This is a genomic window from Mesorhizobium sp. WSM3860 (assembly GCF_002294995.1).
Taxonomy (GTDB): domain Bacteria; phylum Pseudomonadota; class Alphaproteobacteria; order Rhizobiales; family Rhizobiaceae; genus Mesorhizobium.
Map to the genome: position 1 here is coordinate 84,047 of NZ_NSGF01000008.1, position 23,272 is coordinate 107,318.

The following is a 23,272-nucleotide window of genomic DNA, read 5'->3' on the forward strand; positions in this document are numbered from 1 at the left end:
TCTTCTCCGGGTTGATCATCTGTCGGATTGGGAAGGGTTTCCGGCCAGCGCCGCGTTGAGCCGCAGCAGACCGAGCGATGGGGACGCGGGCGACAGGCCGGCGGCGACCACCTCGTCGATCAAATTTTCCGCCGTCTCCGGATTGGCCAGAAAGCCTATGGTTTCGAGAGACTGCTCGGCGCTTCGTTTCATGACGTCGTTGTCACCCGAGATGGCCGAACGCAGCGCTGGAATCGTCTTGCTCTTTGCGAGGTCGCTCCATTCCAGCCAGCCTGCTTCCGCGCCTTCGACCAGGTTGAGCGCTGCCAGATTTTGCCCGTCATCCAGGATCTGCCTGATCAGGACACGCTTCCTGCCGCCGTCCAGACGCAACATGAGCTGGAGGACGCGAAGCGCCAGCCTGCCGCCAGCCGCGACAAGCAAATCCGCCAGACAGGCCACCGCCGCATCGCTGCCGGACACTGCGATCATTCGAACCAGAAAGAGATCGGCACCGTCATCGACGCCGAACTGCCATGCGCCAATGAAATCGGGTTCTGTCTTGCCGAAGCGAGCAACGAGATCGCCGAAGTAACAGGATGCGAACAGGTCGGCGCGACGCGCTTGTTGCGCAGGCGACTTGGGTTTTATAGGGGTGTAGGTGGTGCGGCGGCGGATAAATCCTGATTTGCCCTCCTCGATGAAACCGGCGAGCTCGGCTATCGGATCTTCCGACCCGCCATCCGCTTGAGTGCCACGTTCACCTAACCTTGCCAGGAGCCGGCCGGCCATTTCGCGCACCTTGCCTGAGCGATCGGCGGACAGGTTCTTCAGAAACGGAACGTCATCGGCACTCAAGCCGAAGCGCATCAGTTCCACGAGCGCAAGCCTGATCTCCGCCGGCTCGCTTGCTCCCTTGGTGTCAATCAACGTCCGCGCCAAGGCAGGCATGGTGCGCCGCAATTCGACCAAAGCTGCACGGCGCGCGGCAGGATAAAAATCATCCCAGGTTTCAGCGGTGAGTTGTCCTCGTCGGGACTGCCTGTCGCCATCCGCGCCTGCTTGCCAGTCGACCCAGGGAGCATAGATGTCTGGGCTTTCCTGATCCGACGCAGCGGGCATCCAATCCATCGGATGCAGCACGAAGCCTCGGCTGGCGACGAGTGTGGCCACGCGGGCCTTGAGCCTCGCATCAGCGGCGTATTTCAATGCGGCACGCAGCAGCGGCCGCAGCCGATCAGGAAGCATCGGCAGCGCGAGCACCGGCAGTGGCGGACGGCGTTTCAAGGTTTTGGGCGCCGCCGGCCGAAGCGCGACATCCAGCGCTTGCGCGGCGATCGCCAAGAGCCGACGTTCCTGCTCGTCCGAGTTGGAGGCAGCCGCGAATTCCTTCCATTCGACGGGAGCCAATTCGAAAGCGGCGCCGCCCGATATCCAGCCGTCGCGCAGCCTCGCCAGCCCTGCCTGCTCGAGCTCGTTCATGAGAGATCGAGCCTTCCGATGTTGCTTTGCGAGGCCAGAAGCTCGAGCCTGGCGCCGTTCCACAGCGCTGCCGTGACTTCCAAATCGAGGCCAAGCAAGGTCTGGTTGACGGAGCCTGCGACAGGCAGGGCGATGCCATGCGGATCGTTCGCCGCCTGCCACCAGGCGCCATCCTTCTCATCCAGCGCGATCGCGCCCGCCGGCAGGAGGATCGGCCAGTCGGACAGCCACGGCGCGCCGTCCTGGAAAGCTGCATAGGCGGCCAGCGGATCGCCGGCAGCGTTCAGTGCGAAATCGGGCCAATTGCCGGGCGACGCATCGCCTAAGCGTTCTGCGACTAGTGCGCGAAGCGGAACTCGGGACGGATAGAAGACGAGCCTCGCCTTGAAGCGGTCGCCCGGCGCGAAGGCGCCGGAGCGACGCCCGGCCGAGGCCGGGAAGAAATCGAGCAGGACGGCAAATCGTGGAGTTGGGCTTTTCAGGTCGAGCAGCCAGGTGGCGTGGCTGACCAGGCCGTCGCGGCGCGTCTCGATCTTCTCTCCCAGCACCTCCCAGTCGCTCTCGACCTGGACGGCATCCGGATTGGCAAGGATCTGGTCGCGTGTCTCGGATGTCGAGACCAGGCGCTTCAGCTCGGCATCGTCGGGCGCGGCACGCCACGCCTTGGCGATGAGCACCAGCTTGCCTAGTTCCCGGATCGCGGCGTCGGGCCGCTCTTCGCTGCGCAGCGCCATCAGTTTCGCGGGCAGCTCGTCGATACGCCCGGCCAAAGCGGTCGCCTTGAGGTCGACAAGCCGTGCCGCGATGCGGCGGCAGCGTTCGCTGCTGGCGTCGACAAATCCGGCGAGGCCGAGCCGAAGCTGATCGGCAAGCCACTGATCCAATTCGTCGAGCGCTGCCGACACAGCACTTCGCGTGTCCTCGGCGCGCTTGCGCTGCGCCGCCGCGCGGCGTTCGGCGGCCGCGGCGTCTTCGATCGGGGCGCTTTGCTCGGGCCGTGCGGCCTCGTCGATGCTTTTGCCTTCAGCGCCTGCCGGCGCTGGCGTCGGCGGCTGGCCCGGCTTGCGGCGTCGCCCGAGCCAGTCATTGACCCATTCCGGCGTCTGGTCGACGCGATCGAAGCTGGCGGGCGCGGTGGCGCCGATCCACATCAGCCCTAGTATGTGCTTGCACGGAAATTTTCGCGATGGACAGGTGCATTTGTAGCCGTGGTCGCGGGTATCGAATGCGACGCGGTAGGGATTCGATCCCGAGCCCTGGCATTCGCCCCAGATCAGGCCCAGCTGTTCGTTTGTCTCGAGGCGGGGCCAGTTCGACCGCTTGGTCAGCTTGGCGGCGGCGCCTAGCGAGGCCTGGTCGGGCGCGAGCGCCTCGATTGTTTTCAAATCCAGCTGCAAGCCGCTCCCCTCATGACCCCCGAAGCATGACGTCGCGACGATAGATACCTGTTTGCGGCGCGCTGGTGTAGCTCCAGCCGCTGAAAAGTTGGCGCCTTGTCTAACGTTGCGTTGCCCTGTTCGTCGTCAGGCGTGGACCCCACGATCAGGCTCGCATGGTGACGCCGGTTCCGCTCAGACGGCGCCCGCGCCACGGACGAGATCGACGAAGCGCCGGAAGACGTCCGTATGGCGGTCGACATCGGCCGGTGATGTCGCCGGGCACATCAGGAACATGGTGTGGAACGGCGTCACCAGGATGCCTTCGTTCATGTAGAAGGCGTGCAAAAGCGTCTCGAGGTCGCCGCGGCGGCCGGCAATGACATCGGCGCCGCTGCGCGGCGGGTTCGGCATGAACATGATCTCGGCGCGGGCGCCGACCTGCGTCACATGCCAGGGCAGCCTGTTGGCGCTGATGATGCCGCGCGCGGCCTCGGCCAGCCGCGTAGCGTTGGCGATCATCAGGTCGAAGTTCGACGGCGTCAGCACCTCTTCCAGCACCGCGCGCATGGTGGCGACGGTCAGCGCGTTGCCGGCCAGCGTGCCGCCGATCCCGAGATGCGCTGACTGGCGCACGCGCGGATTGACCATCGGCACGATCTTCCAGAGCCGCTCGGCGATCTCCTGCGAGACGCCGAAGATGCCGGCCGGGATGCCGCCGGCGATCGCCTTGCCGGCCACCAGCATGTCGGGCTGCAGCCCGTGCAGCGCGGTGTAGCCGCCGGGGCCGCTGGAGATGGTGTGCGTCTCGTCGATGATCAGCACCGTGCCGGTGCGGCGCGTCATCTCGCGCAGTGCGGTGTGAAAGCCTTCGGCGACCTGGATCATGCCGAAATTGGTCATCAGCGGCTCGGCCAGAACGCAGGCAACGTCGCCATGCGAAAGCGCTTCTTCCAGCGCCGCCACATCGTTGAACTCGACCACCCGGGAGACAGCGGCATGGTCGACGCCGTTCGGGTGGATCATGTTGCGCATGCCGATGCGGCCGTCGCGGATCTCGACATGCGCCTCCTCGACACCGCCGTGATAGCAGCCGGAAAAGACCAGCACCTTGTCGCGCCCGGTGATCATGCGGGCTATGCGGATGGCGCCGCGATTGGCGTCGGTGGCCGAGGTGGTCAGCGTCCAGTAAGGCAGGCCGAAGCGCCGCGCGAGCTCCGCGCCGACCCAGAGACTGTCCTCGGTGGGCAGCATCATCGTCGTGCCGTTCTGCAATTGGTGGAGCGCCGCGCGCGTCACCGCCTCGGGCGCATGGCCGCACATCCCACCGGTGTCGCCAAGCGCGAAATCGACATAGTCGTGGCCGTCGATGTCGCGGATATGCGCGCCGCGCGCCGACGCGGCATAGACCGGGAAGCCGCCGGCCCAGCGACGCATCCAGTGCGACGGCCCGCCATAGAGGAAGTGCTTCTTGCCCTGCTCCCACGCCCCCGCCGAGTGCGGGTGCGTGTCGAGGAATCGCGCCTGCTCCCGGTCGAGCAGATGCTCAATCGTGCTGGTTTGCAAATCGTTTTTGCTGGCAGCCATCACAGCGCTGAACTCTCCATTGCGCCGCAAAAATCCGGGCGCTAACCGCTCTTATGCCGGTTCACTATTTGAACCTTTGTTTTGCATGCTATAGTCAGACTGTAGACTGGATTGGCGGCTGTCAAGTTAATTCACATGCGAAGTATATCGGCGGATGTTCCATGAGCACGGTGGGCAAGGCGGTGTCGCTGCTGGAGCTTTTCACGCTGCGCGAGCCGGAGATCGGGCTCTCCGACCTCGCCCGCCGCGCCGGCCTCGACAAGGCTACCACCCGGCGCCTCCTGATGGCGCTTGCCGCCCATCGGCTGATCGAGCAGGAACCGGGGAGCCGCCGCTACCGGCTGGGCGCCGGCCTGTCGCGGCTCGCGCGCATCCGCGATGCGCATTTCCCTTCGTGCGGCTCGCCGCGCCGGTGGTCCGGGAGTTGGCGCTCGAGACCGGCGAGACGGTACATCTGTCTGAATTCAGCGCCGGCGCGCTGCTCACGGTGCTTGTCGAATTGTCGGCCAAGGCCAACCGTGTCAATGTCGATGTCGGCCAGGTGCTGCCGCTGCACGGCACGGCATCGGGCATCGCCTTCCTTGCCGCGTCGCGTCTGGAAGTGGTCGGCGCCTATCTTGAGAAGCCCTTGCAGGCCTTCACCGCGCATACGATGACCGGGCCGAACACGCTGGCCAAAGCCATCGCGTTTGCCGCGGCAAGCGGCTATTCACGCAGTTCGCAGGGCTTTGAGGACGGCGTGCACAGCATAGGTGCGGCGATCCTCGGCGCTGACGGCCAGCCGGTCGGCACGCTGTCGATCGCCTCCCCTGTCTCGCGCGTCGACGACGCGGTCGCGGCCAGCCAGGGCGAGGCGGCGATCAGGGCGGCGCGGCTGATCTCGGCGCGGCTGACCGGCGAGGCATAACTCATTTCCACCGTTGCGGCGAAAAAATGATCAGCTGCTGCCGGCGTGGTCCCCATGGCAGGTGGCGTCGTGGCCCAGCTTCTCCGAGCCCGACTTCACCATCTGCCTCCTCCGCGAATTGCTTCGCGTTCCGCAGCCCGGCGGATTTCGCGGTCGAATTCCTCACCGTCAAACACCGTCCTGGTAAAGTTCGATCGGGAGTCCATCGGGATCGGCGATGAAGGTAAACAATCGTCCCGTGTAGGGATCTGTTCGGATGGGCTCCACCTCGACGCCTCGTGACCGAAGCAGCCCAGCTGTTGCCTCTACCGAGGCGACCGCGAATGCAACATGTCTCAATCCACAGGCTTCGGGCCTGCTGGGCCGGCTTGGCGGATCTGGGAAACTGAACAACTCGAGCTGGATGGGGCCATGGCGCAAATCGCACTTCCAAGACTGCCTTTCGGGGCGCCAGTTTTCGGCAAGAACGACGAAACCGAGCTTGTTCGTGTAGAACTGCTTGGAGGTCTCATAGTCACTGCAGATGATTGCGACATGATGGACAGCCAGGAGCATCAAATTGGCCTCACGTAAGCGTCGATAACGGCGATGCAGCACAGTCGCATCGGGTATGCCTTGACGCAACTAGGTGCCGACACCGGCCTTGCCGGGTTGGGCAAGCATCTTCCCACAAAGTCCGGCCACCCTCCCTCAAGCGCCCTCAAGCGGGAGGGTTATCCGAGCGAAATCCACGCGGTCTTGAGGTCAGTGTATTTCTCGATCGCGTGGAGTGACTTGTCGCGACCGAACCCGGATTGCTTGAAGCCGCCGAGCGGTACCGTGATGTCGGCGCCGCCATAGGTGTTGACGTGGACGATACCGGCATTGATGTCGCGCACCATGCGATGCGCGGTCGACAGGTTCGACGTCCACACGGCGGAGGCGAGACCGTAGACGGTGGCGTTGGCGAGGCGCACCGCCTCCTCCTCGGTATCGAAGCGCATGACGCCGAGCACCGGCCCGAACACTTCCTCGCGGGCAAGCTGCATTGTCTCGGTCACGTTCTCGAATATCGTCGGCGCCATGTAGCTGCCGCCGGTCTCGGTCAGGATGCGCTCGCCGCCGGTGACGAGGCGGGCGCCCTCCTCCGCTGCCTTTGTGACGAAGCCGAGATTCTTGGTCAGCTGCTCGGCGCTCGACACGGCGCCGATGTCGCTAGCGAGATCGAGCGGATCGCCGACCTTCAGCTTCGTCGTCGCCTTGAGAAGCTCGCCCATGAAGCGGTCGTAGATCGAGGCCTGGACGAGCAGCCGCGAGCCGGCGACGCAGACCTGGCCGGAATTGCGGAAGATGCCGTTGGCCGAGACGACCGCCGCCTGCTTCAGGTCCGGCGCATCGGCGAAGACGATGTTGGGCGACTTGCCGCCGAGCTCGAGGAAGACACGCTTCAGGTTGGAGCGGGCGGAATATTCCAGCAGGCGGCGGCCGACCGGCCCGGAGCCGGTGAAGGCAATCGCATCGACATCCATATGCAGGCCAAGCGCCTCGCCGGCGACCGAGCCGCGACCGGTGACGACGTTGAAGACACCTTCCGGCAGCCCGGCCTCGGCGGCGAGCTCGGCCAGGCGCAGCAGTGTGAGCGAGGCGATCTCCGGCGGCTTGACGACGACTACATTGCCGGCAGCTAAGGCCGGCGCGATCTTCCAGGCGCCGATCATCAGCGGAAAATTCCACGGCACGATGACGCCGACGACCCCAAGCGGCTCCTTGTGGATCAGGCCGAGCACGGTGTCGGCCGTCGGCGCGATCTCGCCATAGACCTTGTCGATCGCCTCGGCGTAGTAGCGGATGGTGCCGGCGGCAGAGAGCGGCTCGGCCTTGTAAGCCATGTTGATCTCGGTGCCGTTGTCGCGCACCCCGAGCACGGCGAGTTCGTCGGCGTGCTTTTCGACCAGCTCGGCAAATTTCGTCAGCACTTTCTTGCGGAAGGCCGGTGCTGCGCGCGACCAGGAGCCCTTCGCGAACGCTTGGCGTGCCGAGACGACGGCGCGGTCGACATCGGCAGCACCGCCATCGGCGATGCTGGCGAAGGGGCGGCCGTCGATCGGCGAGATCACCGGCAGGCTGGCGCCGCTCTGCGCATCCACCTGCATTCCATCGATGAACAGATGCCGCGCGCCGACCTCCGCCTTGCGCAGCGTGTCGATGGTGTCCTGGGCGATCATCGTCAATTGCCTCCAAAGGCTACGTCAAGCGCCGCCGGCGCGCGGAACTCCCAGCCGCGGAAGACCGGTTCCTTGCCAGGCACCAATCTCAGGTCCGGAAAGCGCTCCAGCAGCAATCGTAGCGCAAGACACATCTGCTCGCGGGCGAAGAAGCGGCCCGAGCAGAAATGATGGCCGAAGCCGAACGCCGCGTGGTTGCCCTCGTCGCGAGTGATGTCGAAGCGGTCGGGATCGGAAAAACGGCTCTCGTCGCGGCTGGCCGAGGAGACCAATGCCGCGACCGGCGCGCCGGCGGGAATGGTGACGCCGCCAAGCTCGACGTCGCGTGTGGTCTGGCGCGTCTGCGTGCCGATCGGCGTCACCCAGCGCAGGCCCTCGTCGACCGCCTTCGGCACGAAGGTGTCCAGATCGCCCAGCACCTGACGCAGTTGAGCGGGATGAGTGAGCAGGCCGGCGAGGATGGAACCGGCGCCATGGCCGGGCTCCTGCATGCCGCCGAGCAGGATGACCTTGATGGTCGGCATCAGGAACTCGATCGGGCGGGTGGAGCCCTCCGGCATGCCATCATGCAGCATGTGGGATAGTGCCGAGTCGTCGGGTTCGCGGGTGAGCCGCTCCAGCGTCGGACGGACAGCGGCGCCGACCTCGGCACTGATCGCGTCGGCGATCTCCTGCCGCTTCGGATCGTTCTCGAAATTGATGGCGCCCTGGGCGAGGCCGTAGAACCATCGCCGCAAGGTCGGCATGTCGACGTCGGCGAGCCCGAGCGAGCGCGCCAGGCTCAGCGTCGATACCGGCTCGAAATAGTCTGCCATCAGCTCCGCCGACCCGTGCTCGGCGATCTTGTCAAGATAGGGTTCGGCGATCGATCGCACGAGGTCGCCGGCGTAGGAGGCGACAGTGCGCGGCCGGTATTTCGGATCGACGCCCTGGCGTAGATCCTTATGGACTTCGCCATCCGTGGTCAGGATGGTCGGCTTGCCGAAGGAACGCTCGACGGGCGAGGTGCCGACAACTGCCGAGAAAATGTCTGGCGATTTCGCGACGCTCTCGACATCCTTCCAGCGGGTGACGAACCAGAGATTGACTGCCGGCACGAAAGCGACCGGGGCGCTGCGCCTCAGTTCCGCATAGATCGGATACGGATCGGCCTCAAGCGCCTCGACAGTGATGCTCTCGGCAAAGTTCATGCCGCTGCTCCCGTTGGGTGAAAAAGGGGCGGCAGCGCAGCCGCCGGCCCCTTCTGTCCATCAATCCTTCAGTGGCTGGCCGAGCCTTTCGAACGCGACCGGATCGCGGCTCCTCAGGGCGCCTGCCAGCACCAGCCCGACCACGGCTGCGATCAGCACCAGCGCCGGCAGGAAGACGCCGAGGAAGCCGCCGGCGCCCGACAGGCTGCCGAAATTGATGACGATCAGGTAGATGATGATGACGAAGGCGACGAAGGTCAGGCCCGGCAGGATCGTAGTCTTCAACGCGTTTTCCTGGCGCGACGGATTGGCGCGGAAGTACATCACGACCGCGAGCGAAGCCACCGCCATCATCACGATGACGCCGAGCGTGGCGACGTTGGTGAGCCACGAAAACAGCGCAAGCACCGGATCGAGGCCGAGCACGGCGAAAAGCCCGACGACGACAACGGCGAGCCCCGTCTGGATGACCGAGGCGACATGCGGGCTCTGATGCGCCGAATGGGTGACGCCAATGGTGTGCGGCAGGAGTTTTTCCCGGCCGGCGACGTAGATGTAGCGGGCGACTGCGTTGTGGAAGGCCAGGACGCCGGCGAACAGGCTGGAGACAAAGAGGATGCTCATGGCGTGGGTGAGCAGCGTTCCGGCATAACGGTCGGAGAGGCCGAACAGGAAGGTGGTCGGATCCTGCAGCGCCTGCAGCGACGGCAAGAGCTTGTCGACCCCGGCGCCGACCGCCATCAGCCAGGCGGTGATCATGTAGAAGAGACCGATCAGGATGACGGAGAAATAGGTGGCGCGCGGAATGGTGACCTTGGGGTCGCGCGCCTCCTCGGCATAGATCGTCGTCGCCTCGAAGCCGATGAAGGCGGCAAAGCAGAACAGGATAGCGATGGCCGGCGCGCCGCTGGTGATCTGGCTCCAGCTGAAGGGAGCGGCCGACAGGCCACTGTCGCCGCCGGTCTTGAGGATGGTGAGATCGAGGATCAAAACGACGATGTATTCGGCGAGTACCAGAACCGTCAGGATCTTGGCCGACAGGTCGACTTGGCGGTAGCCGAGCACGGCGACGATGGCGATGGCAATGAAGCTCCACACCCACCAGGGCAGCGTGATGCCCCAGCCGGCGAACAGCCCGGCAGTCGCGGCGCCGAGCAGGCCCATGACGCCGATCTGCATGGCGTTGTAGGAGAGGATGGCGATCAGCGCGGTGGCGCCGCCGGCGAGGCCGCCCAGACCGCGCGCGGCATAGGCATAGAAGGCGCCGGCATTGCCGATGTGGCGCGACATAGCGACATAGCCTACCGCGAACAGCAGCAGCAGAAGTGTCACGATCAGATAGGTGCCGGCAAAACCGGCGCCGTTGCCCATCAGCATACCGAGCGGCGTGCCGCCGGCGACAGCCGTGAGCGGCGCGGCTGCAGAAATCACCATGAAGGTGATGGCGCCGATGCCAAGGCTGTTCTTCCTCAGCCGGTTCAATTCACCGGCTTCAACAATGGTCATTTTTCCCTCCATTCCGCGCCGCGGAAACCAAGTGTCCCTGAGATGCCGAGGGCCTTCTGGCGGGCCTATGTGCATTTCATTATTTGCAACCTCATTTCGATATTAGACTTGCAAAGGAATCGACTTGCTGTCAAGTTAATTCGCACGTTAACTATCTCAGGGAGGAGCGGAGACGCGATGAGCACGGTGGCCAAGGCCGTTTCGCTGCTGGAACTGCTGGGCCATGGCGCGCCCGAGACGGCGCTTGCCGATCTCGCCCGGCGCGCCGGTTTCGACAAGGCGACGACACGGCGGCTGCTGGTATCGCTGATTGCGCATGGGCTGGTGGAGCAGGACGAGACCACGCGTCTCTACCGGCTGGGCGCCGGGATCGCGCGACTGGCGCTGATGCGCGAAGCGCAGTTTCCGTTCCTGCGCATGGCCGCGCCGGTGGTCGAGGCGCTGGCGGCAGAGACCGGCGAGACCGTGCATCTCTCGGAATATTCGAAGCGCGGCCTGATCACCGTCCAGGTCATCGAATCGGCCAAGGCCAACCGTGTCAGCGTGCAGCTCGGCGATGTCCTGCCGATGCATGCGACGGCCTCGGGCATCGCCTTCCTGGCTTTTACCGAAGAGCGAGTGCGCGAAGGCATTCTCGCCGGGCCGCTGCCAGCATTCACGCCTTATACAATCGCCGACGTGGACACACTCGCCGAACATGTCGCCGCAGCCCGCGCCCGCGGCCATTCGACCGGCTCGCAAGGGTATGAGGAAGGCGTGCTCAGCGTCGCCGCTCCCATCCTCGGCGCCGACGGTTTCGCCATCGGCACCATCGCCATCGCCGCGCCTCGGGTGCGCATCCACAAAGGCGATATCGAGCGCCATGGCGCCAGCGTGATCGTCGCGGCGCGCGAGATCGGCGAGCGGCTGTTCGGGCGGCAGCCCGGCCAGAAGCGGGCATCATAACCAACAAGCGACAGCGAGGAGACTGACGTGGAGGAGAAACGCCGAATCCTGGTTATCGGCACCGGCGACACCAAGGCCGACGAGCTGCTGTTCATGCGCGAGCGCATCGAGGCGGTCGACGGCGTTGCGGTGATGATGGACGTCAGCGTGCTCGGAGACCCGCCTTACAAGCCGGAGCATGACAGGCATGCCCTGGCGCGGGCGGCCGACACGACGATTGAGGCGATCATCGCCAGCGGCGACGAGAATACCGCGATGACGTTGATGGCGCTCGGCGCCGCGCGGCTTGCCCGCTCGCTCCACGACAAGGGCGACATCGATGGCGTCATCGCGCTCGGCGGCTCGATGGGCACCGACCTTGCGCTCGATGTGGCGCTGGCGTTGCCGCTCGGCGTGCCGAAATTCGTCGTCTCGACGATCGCCTATTCGCATCTCCTGCCGCCGGAGCGCATCGCCGCCGACCTGATGATGATCCTGTGGGCGGGTGGCCTCTATGGCCTCAACAGCGCCTGCAAGGCGGTGCTGTCGCAGGCTTGCGGCGCGGTGGTGGGCGCCGCGCGCGCTGTCGTCAAGCCGGACCTGGCGAAGCCGCGCATCGGCATGAGCTCGCTGGGGAAAAGCTGCCTGCACTATATGGTGACGCTGAAGCCGGAACTGGAAAAGCGCGGCTACGAGGTGATCGTCTTCCACACGACCGGCATGGGCGGACGCGCGCTCGAGGCGATCGCGGCGCAGAAGGGCTTCGTCGCAGTGCTCGATTTCAGCCTGCAGGAACTCGCCAACCAGCTCACCGGCTCGGTGGTGAATTCGGGCACCGACCGGCTGGAGAACGCCGGCCGGCAAGGCATCCCGCAGATCGTCGCGCCCGGCGCCGTCGACATGGTGGATTTCCCGACCTGGCAGGCCGTGCCGTCCCGCTTCAGCGAGCGGCCTTACCACGCGCATAACCGGCTGCTCGCCTCAGTGACTTCGGACGGCGCGACACGCCAGGAAATCGCGCGCGCCATTGGTGAGAAGCTAAGCACGGCGACCGGCCCGACCGCCTTCATCCTGCCGGCCGGCGGCATCCAGCAATGGGACCGGGAAGGCGAGCCGCTTTACGAGCCGGAAGCGCTCTCGGCCTTTATCGAGGAGATGCGCGCAAACGTGCCGCAGAATGCCGAACTGCACGAGATCGCCGGCCACATCAACGACGCCGCGTTCTGCGCCAAGGCGTTGGAAATCTTCGACCGCTGGGTGGCCGAGGGCATCGTTCCGCCGGGCGTGACTGGTAGGCAAGCGGCATGAGCGGAGCGAAGCCGCAGGCGCTGGTGCTCGACTTCGGCGGCGTCGTCACCCGCACGCTGTTCGAGACACATGCGTTGACCGAGCAGGCGCTCGGGCTCGAGCACGGCACGCTCGGCTGGCGCGGGCCGTTCGACCCCGCCTCCGATGCGCTCTGGCGCTCGATGCAGGCCGACGAGATCAGCGAACGCGACTACTGGAAGACGCGCACGCGGGAGGTCGGCCGGCTGGTCGGCGAGGACTGGCAGGATATGTCGACCTTCGTGCAACGGGCGCGCGGCGCCGACCCGCAGGCCGTGATCAGGCCCGAAGCGGAGCAGGCGATCCGCGCGGCGCATGAAGCCGGCGTGCGGCTCGCCGTCCTCTCCAACGAGCTCGACCTGTTCTACGGCAAATCCTTCCGCGAGCGGCTGCCGCTGCTTGCGCTGTTCGAAACGATCGTCGACGCGACCTATACCAAAATCCTTAAGCCCGATGCTCGCGCCTATGCGATGGTCGGCGAGGCGCTGACCCTGCCGCTTTCGTCCTGCGCCTTCGTCGACGATCAGAAGCGTAATGTCGACGGCGCGATTGCGGCCGGCATGCTCACGGTTCATTTCGACGTCGCCCGACCGGCGCAAAGCTATGCCGAGGCGCTCGGCCATTTCGGCCTGAGGCTCTCATGACAGGAAAACCCGGAGTCCTTCCCGATGCGTGACATCAACTTCCTCACCGAGAACAACGCCAAGCCGATTTGGCATCCGATGGCCCATCCGGCCGAGATGCGGGCGGTGCCGCCGAGGATCATCATGAAGGGCGAAGGCGTCTCGGTCACCGATGCCGAAGGCCGCGCCGTGCTCGACGCTGTCGGCGGCTTGTGGAACGTCAACCTCGGCTACAGCTGCGATCCGATCAAGCAGGCGATGGCAACTCAGCTCGACGCCCTGCCCTACTACTCCGGCTTTCGCGGCACCTCGACCGGACCATCGATAGAGCTCGCCTACGAGCTCACCGAATGGTTCGCGCCGGAAGGCATGGTGCGCGCCTTCTTCACCTCGGGCGGCTCGGACTCGGTCGAGACGGCGCTCAGGCTCGCCCGGCAATTTTGGAAGATCCGCGGTCAGGGGGACCGCACGAAATTCCTGGCGCTGAAGAAGGGCTATCACGGCACGCATTTCGGCGGCGCCTCGGTCAACGGCAACGCCAATTTCCGCCGCAACTACGAGCCGCTGCTGCCCGGCGTCTTCCACACGCCGGCGCCATGGACCTACCGCAACCCGTTCGACGAGACCGATCCGGCAAAGCTCGCGAAACTCTGCGCCCGGGCGATCGAGGACGAGATCGCCTTCCAGGGCGCCGACACCATCGCCGCCTTCGTCATGGAGCCGGTACTTGGCGCCGGCGGCGTCATCGTTCCGCATGAGAGTTTCATGCCGATGGTGCGGGCGATTTGCGACCGTCACGAGATCCTCTTGATCGCCGACGAGGTGGTGACCGGTTTCGGCCGCACAGGCGCCTGGGCAGGCTCGCGGCTCTCCGGCACGAAGCCGGATTTCATGACCATCGCCAAGGCGATCACCTCAGGGTATTTCCCGCTCGGCGCGACATTGATCGGCGCCAAGGTCGCCGATGTCTTCGAGGCCGACAAGACGAGCTTCGGCGCCATCGGCCATGGTTATACCTATTCGGGCCACCCGGTCGGCTGCGCGGCCGGTCTGGCGGCTCTGGCCGAGACAAAGCGGCTCGCCGTCAACGAGAACGCCGCGGCGCGCGGCGTCGAGCTCGGCAAGGCACTGGAGGCGTTGAAGGCGAAGCATCAGCTGGTCGGCGACGTGCGCTACCAGGGCCTGATGGCCGCGCTTGAGCTGGTGTCGGACCGCGCCGCCAAGAAGCCGGTAGACAAGAAGACGATGGCGGCAGTGGCCGATGCCGCCTACGGCGCCGGCGTCATGCTGCGCGTCTCCGGCAACAACATCATCCTGTCGCCGCCGCTGGTAATCTCGGCGGCGGATGTGGCCAAGATCGCGGATGGGTTGGATGCGGGGTTGACGGCTGCTGCGCGGTGAATGGTGAATGGTGAATGGTAGGAGCCTTGTAAACCGCACTCGATCAATGGTTCCATTCACCATTCACCATTCACCCTTTCCTTCCGCCATGCCGCCGGCGCCATTCCGACCGCCTGGCGGAAGAAGCGCGAGAAATAGGCCGGATCGTTGAAGCCGGTCTCATAGGCGATGTCTTCGACCGTGCGGATGGTGAACAGCAGCAGGCGCTTGGCCTCGACCAAACGCCTGTCACCGATCGCCTGGCGCACCCCGGAACCCAGCACCTGATGCGCAGCCTTGTCGAGCAGATGGCGCGTGGTGCCGAGTTCCTCGACATAGCGCTCGACCGGCCAATCCTCGCGAAAATGCCGATCGATCAGCCGCCTCAGCCGGCCCCCGAGCGCGACCGCGGCCGGCACCGTCACCGCATGCGATTGCGCGTCGAGCCGGGCGATGCCTGACAGCGCCACTGCGATCAGCGACGGCAGGATCCTCTCCGCGCCGGCCTGCGCTTCGGCATATTCCATCTGGATCATTCTGATCGTATCGCCAAGCCTTTGCCAAAGCGCTGCCTCGCCCCGCCCCGTGACGAAGACCGGCTGCTCGAGCGGCAGCGCGGAATGCTCCGCGATCGCCGCAAGCGCCGCGTCCGCGACCGAAACGACGATGGCGTCAGTGCCCGGCTCGATGTCGAAACCATGCACGACACCGCTCGGCATGAAGCTCACCGTCGGCGCCGAAAAACTCCATGTCCTGTCCTCGATCCGGTAGACACCCTGTCCGCCTGTCCAGAAAGTGATCTGCGCCATTTGCGGATGTTTGTGCGCGAGGACTCGGCCGCGATGCACGGAAGCACGGGCTTGCACGGTCTCGACATGCAGGAAGCCGACGTCGAGCGCCCGCGCCGGCTCGCCGTAGACGAAGAATTCCGGAATGGCGATCTGGCTCATGGAGTGCCGGAAAAAGTCCAAGCGGTTTTGCGCTTTCGTCCATAAACCATCAAGCGGCTTGCGGCTACTCTCTACCAATCCAAGGGAGGATCATGATGCGATCGGAAGATTTCCGGGCCGACAAGTCGCGGCCGTTCACGGGCGCCGAATATCTGGCGAGCCTGCGCGACGGGCGCGAGGTCTACATCAATGGCGAGCGGGTGGCCGACGTCACCAGCCATCCGGCGATGCGCAATTCCGTGCGTTCGCTGGCGCGTCTCTACGACGCGCTGCATGATCGCGCCCAGCAAGCGGTTCTCACCTCGTCCACCGATACCGGCTCGGGCGGCTATACCCACAAATATTTCCGCGTCGCGCATTCCGCCGCCGAGCTTGCAGCACAGCAGAGCGCGATCGCGCACTGGGCGCGCATGACCTATGGCTGGATGGGCCGCACCGCCGACTACAAGGCGGCGCTGATGAACACGCTGGGCGCCAATGCCGAATGGTACGGTCCCTTCAAGGACAATGCGCGCGCCTGGCACAAACGCGCGCAGGAAGCCGTCCTGTTCATGAACCACGCGATCGTCAACCCGCCGATCGACCGCCACAAGCCGGCCGAGCAGGTGAAGGACGTGTTCGTGCACATCACCAAGGAGAACGATGCCGGCATCTGGGTGTCGGGCGCCAAGGTGGTGGCGACGTCGTCGGCCCTCACCCACTACAATTTCCTGGCGCAGAGCTCGGCGACCGTGACCGAAGACCCCTCGCTGTCGGTGATGTTCATCGTGGCGATGAATGCGCCGGGGATAAAGATGTTCTGCCGCGTCTCCTACGAGCAGACAGCCAACAGCGTCGGTCATCCCTTCGATTATCCGCTGTCGTCGCGCTTCGACGAGAACGACGCGATCCTGGTGCTGGATAATGTCTTCATCCCCTGGGAGGACGTGCTGGTGCTGCGCGACGCGCAAAAAATCCTGTCCTTCCATCCGGCGTCCGGCTTCATGCATGGCTATTGCTTCCAGGGCTGCACGCGCTTTGCCGTCAAGCTCGACTTCCTCGCCGGCCTGCTCGCCAAGGCATTGCGCGCGACCGGCGGCGATGCCTTCCGCGGCAACCAGGCAGCACTCGGCGAGGTGATTGCGCTGCGGCATATGTTCTGGAGCTTTTCCAATGCGATGGCGCACAATCCCATTCCATGGGCCAACGGCGCGGTGCTGCCCAATCTCGAAGCCGCGCTCGCCTACCGGACCTTCATGTCGGAGGCCTATCCGCGCGTCATCGACACGGTGCGCCGGGTGATCGCCTCGGGTCTCATCTATCTGCCCTCCTCGGCGCGCGATTTCGACAATCCGGAGGTTGATCGCTACCTCGCACAATATGTGCGCGGCTCCAACGACATGGGCCATGTCGAGCGCATCAAGATCATGAAGCTCCTTTGGGACGCCACCGGCACCGAATTCGGCGGCCGCCACGCGCTCTACGAGCTCAACTATGCCGGCGCGCCGGAAGAGGTGAGGCTGCAGGTGCTGAAGGGCGCCGAGCGCGGTGGCCGGCTGAAGCAGATGGAGGAACTCGTCGACCAATGCATGGCCGACTATGACGAAAAGGGCTGGACCGGCGACACCTGGCTGCCGCCGCTTGCCGCCTAGGCCAACTGACGAGGGGCCGGCATGGAGGCGCAGGTTGCGAGGCTGGAATTTCGCGAGGCCATGGCGCGGGTCTGCGCGCCGGTCAACATCGTCACCACCGACGGTCCGGCGGGGCGCGGCGGTTTCACCGCGACCGCCATGTGCAGCGTGTCCGACGATCCGCCGACGCTGCTCGTGTGCATGAACGAACGCTCGGCGCAGACCGGCATGTTCCTCGACAACCAGCGTTTTTGCGTCAACGTGCTGACCCAGTCGCACATGCATCTTGCGGCAAAATTCGCCGGCGCGATCCGCGATATGACCGAGCGTTACAGCGCGGCGCGCTGGCAGACCATGCCGTCCGGCATGCCGGCACTGCTCGATGCCATCGTCAGCTTCGACTGCGAGATCGGCGCGGTGAACAAGGTCGGCACGCACAATGTGATGTTCGGCCGCGTCGTCGACATCCGCCACGGCAGCGACGAGGCGGCGCTGCTCTATGTCGGACGCAACTACATGCAGCCCAGCGCGCTGGGGAGTTTCGGCGGCTAGTCGGGCTAGTCCGGCGCTGACTCCGACTCGATCAGGCTTTCCAGCATGTCCAGCAGGCGCTCGTGCTGCGCGGCGCCGTAACGCTTCTCGATGGCATCGTAGATGGCGGTGCGCTCAGGCGCCAGCTCCTCGATCAGCGCCACGCCGGCCGGGCTGATGGCGAGCAGAGCGCGGCGGCCGTCATCCTTGACCTTGTTGCGGGTGATGAATTCGCGCTCGTCCAGCGCTTTGATGATGCGGGTGAGGCTGGGCGGCAGGATCGAAGCGCGGTTGGCGAGTTCGGTCGCTTCCAGCGGACCGGTCTCGGCCAGCACACGCAGCACGCGCCATTGCTGCTCGGTGATGTCGTGGCGAGCAAGCATCGGACGGAAATGCGCCATGATCACTTCGCGGGCGCGAAGCAGAGCCATGGGCAGGGAACGGCGGGTGCTGGGCGGCAGCAAAACCAAGTCTCCGAAAAATTCCAGTCCAGTACGACTCGCAACAAAAAACAACGCTCGGGATCGCAGCTATATCCGCGATTTTGCCGAGAGCGGCAATCCCGCCTCCGACGACCCCGTCGACAGGAGAACGAGCGCTTGACATTTGGTCGTCAAGATGTAATTCACATGTTAACTAAAAGAGGGAGGAAACCTTGCCCCACATGGCGATCGAGTATTCGGCGAATCTCGACGCGAAGGTCGAGATGAGCGAGCTTTGCGCGCTGGTTTCACGCATCATCCTCGAAACCGGCCTGTTCGAGCCAGGCGCCGTGCGGGTGCGCGCCGTCCGTGCCGATGCCTATGCGATCGCGGACCGGCTCCCCGAGAACAGCTTCATCGACATGAACTTCCGCATCGGCAAGGGCCGCAGCACGGAGGAGAAGGAGCGCGCCGGCGAGGCGATCTTCACGGCAGTCACGGATCATCTCGCATCGCTGTTCGCCACGCCGCATTTTGCGCTGTCGCTGGAGATCCGCGAGATCGACGCCGAGTTGAGCTGGAAGAAGAACGCCATCCATCCGCGACTCCGCAGCAAGTAACGGGCGCGACAAACGATCTGGAACGGGAAAAATCATGGCGGCTGTGGACGACAACCTGAGGAAGGCCGAGGCCTATCTCGAACGCTTTCGAAAGGACGGCGTGCTCAACCAGATCGGCGGCGAGGCCGCGCCTGCCGCGGACGGTTCGACGTTCGAGACGCTCTCGCCCGTCGACCTCAAGCCGCTCGCCGCGGTAGCACGCGGCAAGGCAGCCGACATCGATCGCGGCGCCAAGGCTGCCAAGGCCGCGTTCAAGGACTGGGCCGCGATCCCGGGTGAGGCGCGCAAGAAGCTGCTCCACAAGATCGCCGACGCCATCGTCGCGCGTGCCGAGGAGATCGCCTTCGTCGAATGCATGGACACCGGCCAGTCGCTGAAGTTCATGGCCAAGGCTGCGCTGCGCGGTGCCGAGAATTTTCGCTTCTATGCCGACCGCGCGCCGGAGGCGCGTGACGGCCGCTCGCTGAGAGCGCCAAACCAGCTCAATGTGACGACGCGCGTGCCGATCGGCCCGGTCGGCGTGATCACGCCGTGGAACACGCCCTTCATGCTGTCGACCTGGAAGATCGCGCCGGCGCTCGCAGCAGGCTGCACGATCGTGCACAAGCCCGCGGAGCTGTCGCCACTCACCGCAAGGCTGCTGGTCGAGATCGCCGAGGAGGCGGGTCTTCCCAAGGGCGTGTGGAACCTCGTCAACGGTTTTGGCGAGGATGCCGGTCGCGCGCTGACCGAGCATCCCGATATCAAGGCGATCGGCTTCGTGGGTGAAAGCCGCACCGGCTCGATGATCATGCGCCAAGGCGCGGAAACGCTGAAGCGGGTGCACTTCGAGCTCGGCGGCAAGAACCCGGTGATCGTATTCGCCGACGCCGATCTGGAGCGCGCCGCCGACGCTGCCGTCTTCATGATCTATTCGCTGAACGGCGAGCGCTGCACCTCGTCGTCGCGCCTTTTGGTCGAGGCGTCCGTGCACGACAAGTTCACCGATCTGGTGGCGGAGAAGGCCAAGCGCATCAGGATCGGCCATCCACTCGATCCTGAAACCGTGGTCGGGCCGCTGATCCATCCGGTGCACGAAGAAAAGGTGCTTTCCTACATCGAGATCGGCAAGTCGGAAGGCGCGGTGGTCGCCGCGGGCGGGGCCAAGTTCGCCGGTCCTGGCGGCGGCTGCTATGTCAGGCCGACGCTGTTCGTCGGCGCCACCAACAAGATGCGCATTGCCCAGGAAGAAATCTTCGGCCCGGTGCTGACCGCCATTCCGTTCAAGGACGAGGCCGAGGCCCTGGCTCTGGCCAACGACACGCAATACGGCCTGACCGGTTACCTTTGGACTTCGGACGTGACCCGCGCGTTGCGCTTTACCGACGCGCTCGACGCCGGCATGATCTGGGTGAATTCGGAAAATGTGCGCCACCTGCCGACCCCCTTCGGCGGCGTCAAGAGCTCGGGCATCGGCCGCGACGGCGGCGACTGGTCGTGCGACTTCTACATGGAAACCAAGAACATCGCGTTCGCCACGGCGCCGCATTCGATCCAAAAGCTCGGCGGCTGACCGGAGACATTCATGGCCCTGCCCCAACCCAACCTCTACCCTGCCTTCAACATCGTGCGGCTCAGCCATGTCGAACTGGCTGTGACGGATCTGGCGAAATCGCGCGCGTTCTATGTCGACACGCTCGGCCTGCAGGTGACCGACGAGACCAGCGACGCGATCTATCTGCGCGCGCTGGAGGAGCGCGGCCATCACTGCATCGTGCTGCGCAAGGGCACGACGCCCGAGGCCCGCGACCTCGGCTTCAAGGTTTTCTCCGACGAGGACCTCGACAAGGCGGCGCATCTCTTCAAGGGCAAGGACCTGCCTGTGGAGTGGGTCGAGCGGCCCTATCAGTCGCGCACCTTCCGCACCCGCGACCCACACGGCATTCCACTCGAATTCTATTCGAGGATGGAGCGGCTGCCGCCGATCCACCAGAAATACGCGCTCTATAAGGGCGTGAAGCCGCTGCGCATCGACCACTTCAACTGCTTCTCGCCGAATGTCGATGAATCGGTGGCCTTCTACAACGAGCTCGGCTTCCGCGTGACCGAATACACCGAAGACGCCGAGACTGGGAAGCTGTGGGCCGCCTGGACGCATCGCAAGGGCGGCGTCCACGACATCGCCTTCACCAACGGGCTCGGCCCGCGCCTGCACCATGTCGCCTTCTGGGTACCGACACCGCTCAACATCATCGACCTGCTCGACCTGATGGCGACCACCGGCTATGTCGGCAACATCGAGCGCGGCCCTGGCCGGCACGGCATCTCCAACGCCTTCTTCCTTTACATCCGCGATCCCGACAACCATCGCATCGAGATCTATTGCTCGGACTACCAGACGGTCGACCCGGATCTCGAACCGATCAAATGGGACCTGAAGGACCCGCAGCGCCAGACGCTGTGGGGCGCGCCCGCGCCCAGAAGCTGGTTCGAGGAAGGCAGCGTCTTTGCCGGCGTGGAGCCGCGCCAGTCGGATCTGGCGGCCTCGCCGATCGTGGCGCCTTGAGCCTGATATTCCGATGATAGCGTTCCTTCGCGCCCCCCTCTGTCCTGCCGGACATCTCCCCCACTTGGGGGGAGATCAGACGTCACGCCGACTTTCGCCAATCTTCAATGTTGCAAGGCAAGCGCCGGCGGCGCGGCCGGCCAATCTCCCCCCTTGTGGGGGAGATGTCCGGCAGGACAGAGGGGGGCGCCGTAGAGCTCGACGCTTCCGGTTAGCCATCAGAACCGATCGCGGAGTTTCAGCATGAGCGCGGGACGTCTCGCCACCTTCATCGCCGGCGGCGAGACACGCTATGGCGCGATCACCGACAAGGGCGTCGTCGACCTTTCGGCGCGCCACAGCGAATGGACGACGCTGCGCCAGGTGATCGAGGCCGGCGCGCTCATGAAGCTCGCCGAAGAGGCCGAAGGCTTCACCGCCGACTTCCGCGTCGAGGACATCGCTTACGAGATCCCGGTCCCCTTCCCGGAAAAGATCATCTGCGTCGGCGTCAACTATCCGGACCGCAACGAGGAGTACAAGGACGGGCAGGCAGCGCCCGCCAACCCGTCGCTGTTCATCCGCTTCCCGCGCTCATTTGTAGGCCACGGCGCGCCCTTGGTGCGGCCGCCGGAATCGCCGCAGCTCGACTATGAAGGCGAGATCGTCATCGTCATCGGCAAAGGCGGGCGGCGGATCGCCGAGGCCGACGCGCTGGGCCATATCGCGGCGCTGTCGCTCTGCAACGAAGGCACCATCCGCGACTGGGTGCGGCACGCCAAGTTCAATGTCACACAGGGCAAGAATTTCGACCGCAGCGGTTCCATTGGGCCGTGGCTGGTGCCGTTCACGAACGAGGCGCAGATCGCCGACATTTCGCTTGTCACACGCGTCAATGGCCAGGTGCGCCAACAGGACCGCACGAGCCGCATGATCTTTTCCTTCCGCAAGATCATCAACTACATCTCGACCTTCACCACGCTGGAACCCGGTGATGTCATCGTCACCGGCACGCCGACCGGCGCCGGCGCCCGCTTCGACCCACCGGTCTGGCTGAAGCCGGGCGACATGATCGAGGTCGAGGCCGAAGGGATTGGCCTGCTGCGCAATGGCGTGGTCGACGAAGGGGCTCACCGATGATGACGGAGAGCGAAGTCGAGGACGCGGCCCGCAGGCTGTTCGAGGCAGAGCGCGACCGCCGCCAGATCAGGCTGCTCAGTCTCGACTTTCCGCAAGCGACGATGGACGACGCTTATCGCGTGCAGGCAGCACTCGTGAAGCGCAAGGTCGCAGCAGGGCTCACGGTCAAAGGCTGGAAGATCGGCCTGACCTCGAAAGCGATGCAGTCGGCGCTCAGCATCGACATCCCGGATTCCGGCATTCTGTTCGACGACATGTTCTTCGCGGATGGCGGCACGGTGCCGGCCGGCCGGTTCATCGAGCCGCGCATCGAGGCCGAGATCGCTTTCGTCATGAAGGCGCCGCTCGCCGGTCCCGACTTGTCGATCGACGACGTGCTGGACGCCACCGATTACATCACCCCTGCGCTGGAAATCCTCGACACCCGCATCGAGCGGGCGAACAAAGAGACGGGCAAGATCAGGACATTCTTCGACACGATCTCGGACAATGCCGCCAATGCCGGCATCGTCGTCGGCGGCCGCACCGCCAGCCCGCGCGAGGCAGACCTGCGCTGGATCGGCGCCATCGTGTCGCGCAACGGCGAGGTGGAGGAGACGGGGCTCGGTGCCGGCGTGCTCGATCATCCGGCCAAGGGCATTGTGTGGCTCGCCGACCGGCTGCATCAATACGGCATGCAAATCGAGGCCGGACAGGTGGTGCTGTCGGGCTCCTTCATACGGCCGGTCGAATGCCGGCATGGCGATCGAATCGTCTCGGATTTCGGGCTCTTTGGTGCGATCCGCATCGCTTTCGCCTAACCGGCAATCCTCGCTTCGCGAATTTGCAAGCTGCGCGGCTGCGATGTCCCAAAAGAAAAAGGCCGGGCGCGAAAGCGGCCCGGCCAAGAAATGAAGGTCATAACCTTCAGAGGGGAACATCGCCCGGCGCAATGGGAGGAAAACACCGGACGATGTTCGTTATGTGGGCTTTGGCCGGTCGGTTTGCGACG

Annotated in this window: 21 protein-coding genes and 1 pseudogene; 13 read left to right on the forward strand and 9 right to left on the reverse strand. The window is 65.0% G+C overall.

Translation table 11 applies throughout. The annotated features are described in order from the left end of the window. Nucleotides 1-15: 15 nt before the first annotated feature. From CK220_RS15140 to CK220_RS15150, 3 genes are all read right to left on the reverse strand, one after another. Complete coding sequence (locus tag CK220_RS15140) at nt 16-1,461, reverse strand: DUF5691 domain-containing protein (protein ID WP_095812306.1); 1,446 nt, start codon at nt 1,459-1,461, stop codon at nt 16-18. Further along, nucleotides 1,458-2,858, reverse strand: coding sequence for an SWIM zinc finger family protein (locus CK220_RS15145; RefSeq protein ID WP_095812307.1), 1,401 nt, complete (start codon nt 2,856-2,858; stop codon nt 1,458-1,460). Before CK220_RS15145 ends, CK220_RS15140 begins: the two co-directional genes overlap by 4 nt. Nucleotides 2,859-3,032: 174 nt before the next feature. Then, nucleotides 3,033-4,424, reverse strand: coding sequence for a transaminase (locus CK220_RS15150; RefSeq protein WP_095812308.1), 1,392 nt, complete (start codon nt 4,422-4,424; stop codon nt 3,033-3,035). A gap of 161 nt (nt 4,425-4,585) precedes the next feature. Here CK220_RS15150 and CK220_RS32475 point away from each other — a divergent pair. Beyond that, nucleotides 4,586-4,687 (forward strand): annotated as a pseudogene (locus CK220_RS32475) (helix-turn-helix domain-containing protein); the annotation flags it as partial. 131 nt (nt 4,688-4,818) lie between these two features. Then, complete coding sequence (locus CK220_RS15155; protein ID WP_245429216.1) at nt 4,819-5,331, forward strand: IclR family transcriptional regulator C-terminal domain-containing protein; 513 nt, start codon at nt 4,819-4,821, stop codon at nt 5,329-5,331. A gap of 168 nt (nt 5,332-5,499) precedes the next feature. Here the strand turns inward: CK220_RS15155 and CK220_RS15160 are convergent, their stop codons facing one another. From CK220_RS15160 to CK220_RS15175, 4 genes are all read right to left on the reverse strand, one after another. After that, nucleotides 5,500-5,886 carry a VOC family protein gene (locus CK220_RS15160; RefSeq protein ID WP_095812309.1) on the reverse strand — a complete coding sequence of 129 codons (387 nt, stop codon included), beginning with the start codon at nt 5,884-5,886 and terminating at the stop codon, nt 5,500-5,502. Between the two features lie 158 nt (nt 5,887-6,044). Further along, nucleotides 6,045-7,535, reverse strand: a complete 1,491-nt coding sequence (locus CK220_RS15165) for an aldehyde dehydrogenase (protein WP_095812310.1) — start codon at nt 7,533-7,535, stop codon at nt 6,045-6,047. A 2-nt stretch (nt 7,536-7,537) separates the two neighbouring features. Further along, nucleotides 7,538-8,725, reverse strand: a complete 1,188-nt coding sequence (locus CK220_RS15170) for a cytochrome P450 (protein WP_095812311.1) — start codon at nt 8,723-8,725, stop codon at nt 7,538-7,540. A gap of 60 nt (nt 8,726-8,785) precedes the next feature. After that, the gene (locus CK220_RS15175; protein ID WP_095812438.1) at nt 8,786-10,231 is read right to left on the reverse strand and encodes an APC family permease; all 1,446 of its coding nucleotides are present in this window, start codon (nt 10,229-10,231) and stop codon (nt 8,786-8,788) included. Nucleotides 10,232-10,408: 177 nt separating this feature from the next. On the opposite strand from CK220_RS15175, the gene CK220_RS15180 reads away from it, so the two are divergent. The 4 genes from CK220_RS15180 to CK220_RS15195 are packed head-to-tail and all read left to right on the forward strand — an operon-like array spanning nt 10,409 to nt 14,505. Beyond that, entirely contained in the window at nt 10,409-11,176 is a 768-nt protein-coding gene (locus CK220_RS15180; RefSeq protein WP_095812312.1) for an IclR family transcriptional regulator, read from the forward strand. Nucleotides 11,177-11,203: 27 nt separating this feature from the next. Beyond that, a complete protein-coding gene (locus CK220_RS15185) occupies nt 11,204-12,463 on the forward strand; it encodes a Tm-1-like ATP-binding domain-containing protein (RefSeq protein ID WP_095812313.1) in 1,260 nt (419 codons plus the stop codon). After that, entirely contained in the window at nt 12,460-13,125 is a 666-nt protein-coding gene (locus CK220_RS15190) for an HAD-IA family hydrolase (RefSeq protein WP_095812314.1), read from the forward strand. Before CK220_RS15185 ends, CK220_RS15190 begins: the two co-directional genes overlap by 4 nt. A gap of 24 nt (nt 13,126-13,149) precedes the next feature. Continuing rightward, nucleotides 13,150-14,505 (forward strand): aminotransferase class III-fold pyridoxal phosphate-dependent enzyme, encoded by a 1,356-nt coding sequence (locus tag CK220_RS15195; RefSeq protein WP_095812315.1) that lies wholly within the window; start codon nt 13,150-13,152, stop codon nt 14,503-14,505. Between the two features lie 56 nt (nt 14,506-14,561). On the opposite strand, the gene CK220_RS15200 is transcribed toward CK220_RS15195, so the two are convergent. Next, the gene (locus CK220_RS15200; protein ID WP_095812316.1) at nt 14,562-15,434 is read right to left on the reverse strand and encodes a helix-turn-helix domain-containing protein; all 873 of its coding nucleotides are present in this window, start codon (nt 15,432-15,434) and stop codon (nt 14,562-14,564) included. Between the two features lie 95 nt (nt 15,435-15,529). Here CK220_RS15200 and CK220_RS15205 point away from each other — a divergent pair, with 95 nt between their 5' ends. Together CK220_RS15205 and CK220_RS15210 are read left to right on the forward strand one after the other, a co-directional pair. Further along, the gene (locus CK220_RS15205; RefSeq protein WP_095812439.1) at nt 15,530-17,065 is read left to right on the forward strand and encodes a 4-hydroxyphenylacetate 3-hydroxylase N-terminal domain-containing protein; all 1,536 of its coding nucleotides are present in this window, start codon (nt 15,530-15,532) and stop codon (nt 17,063-17,065) included. A gap of 21 nt (nt 17,066-17,086) precedes the next feature. Further along, a complete protein-coding gene (locus CK220_RS15210) occupies nt 17,087-17,596 on the forward strand; it encodes a flavin reductase (protein ID WP_095812317.1) in 510 nt (169 codons plus the stop codon). 5 nt (nt 17,597-17,601) lie between these two features. On the opposite strand, the gene hpaR is transcribed toward CK220_RS15210, so the two are convergent. Next, a complete protein-coding gene (hpaR, locus tag CK220_RS15215; RefSeq protein ID WP_245429218.1) occupies nt 17,602-18,006 on the reverse strand; it encodes a homoprotocatechuate degradation operon regulator HpaR in 405 nt (134 codons plus the stop codon). Between the two features lie 224 nt (nt 18,007-18,230). Here hpaR and CK220_RS15220 point away from each other — a divergent pair, with 224 nt between their 5' ends. The 5 genes from CK220_RS15220 (at nt 18,231) to hpaH (ending at nt 23,081) form a co-directional block, all read left to right on the forward strand. After that, a complete protein-coding gene (locus tag CK220_RS15220) occupies nt 18,231-18,617 on the forward strand; it encodes a 5-carboxymethyl-2-hydroxymuconate Delta-isomerase (protein ID WP_095812319.1) in 387 nt (128 codons plus the stop codon). 34 nt (nt 18,618-18,651) lie between these two features. Further along, nucleotides 18,652-20,169, forward strand: a complete 1,518-nt coding sequence (gene hpaE, locus CK220_RS15225) for a 5-carboxymethyl-2-hydroxymuconate semialdehyde dehydrogenase (RefSeq protein ID WP_095812320.1) — start codon at nt 18,652-18,654, stop codon at nt 20,167-20,169. 12 nt (nt 20,170-20,181) lie between these two features. Beyond that, on the forward strand, nt 20,182-21,162 hold the full coding sequence (gene hpaD, locus CK220_RS15230) for a 3,4-dihydroxyphenylacetate 2,3-dioxygenase (protein ID WP_095812321.1): 981 nt from the start codon (nt 20,182-20,184) through the stop codon (nt 21,160-21,162). 243 nt (nt 21,163-21,405) lie between these two features. After that, nucleotides 21,406-22,281, forward strand: coding sequence for a fumarylacetoacetate hydrolase family protein (locus CK220_RS15240; protein ID WP_095812322.1), 876 nt, complete (start codon nt 21,406-21,408; stop codon nt 22,279-22,281). Beyond that, entirely contained in the window at nt 22,278-23,081 is an 804-nt protein-coding gene (gene hpaH / locus CK220_RS15245) for a 2-oxo-hept-4-ene-1,7-dioate hydratase (RefSeq protein WP_176479098.1), read from the forward strand. Before CK220_RS15240 ends, hpaH begins: the two co-directional genes overlap by 4 nt. The last annotated feature ends 191 nt before the right edge of the window (nt 23,082-23,272 follow it).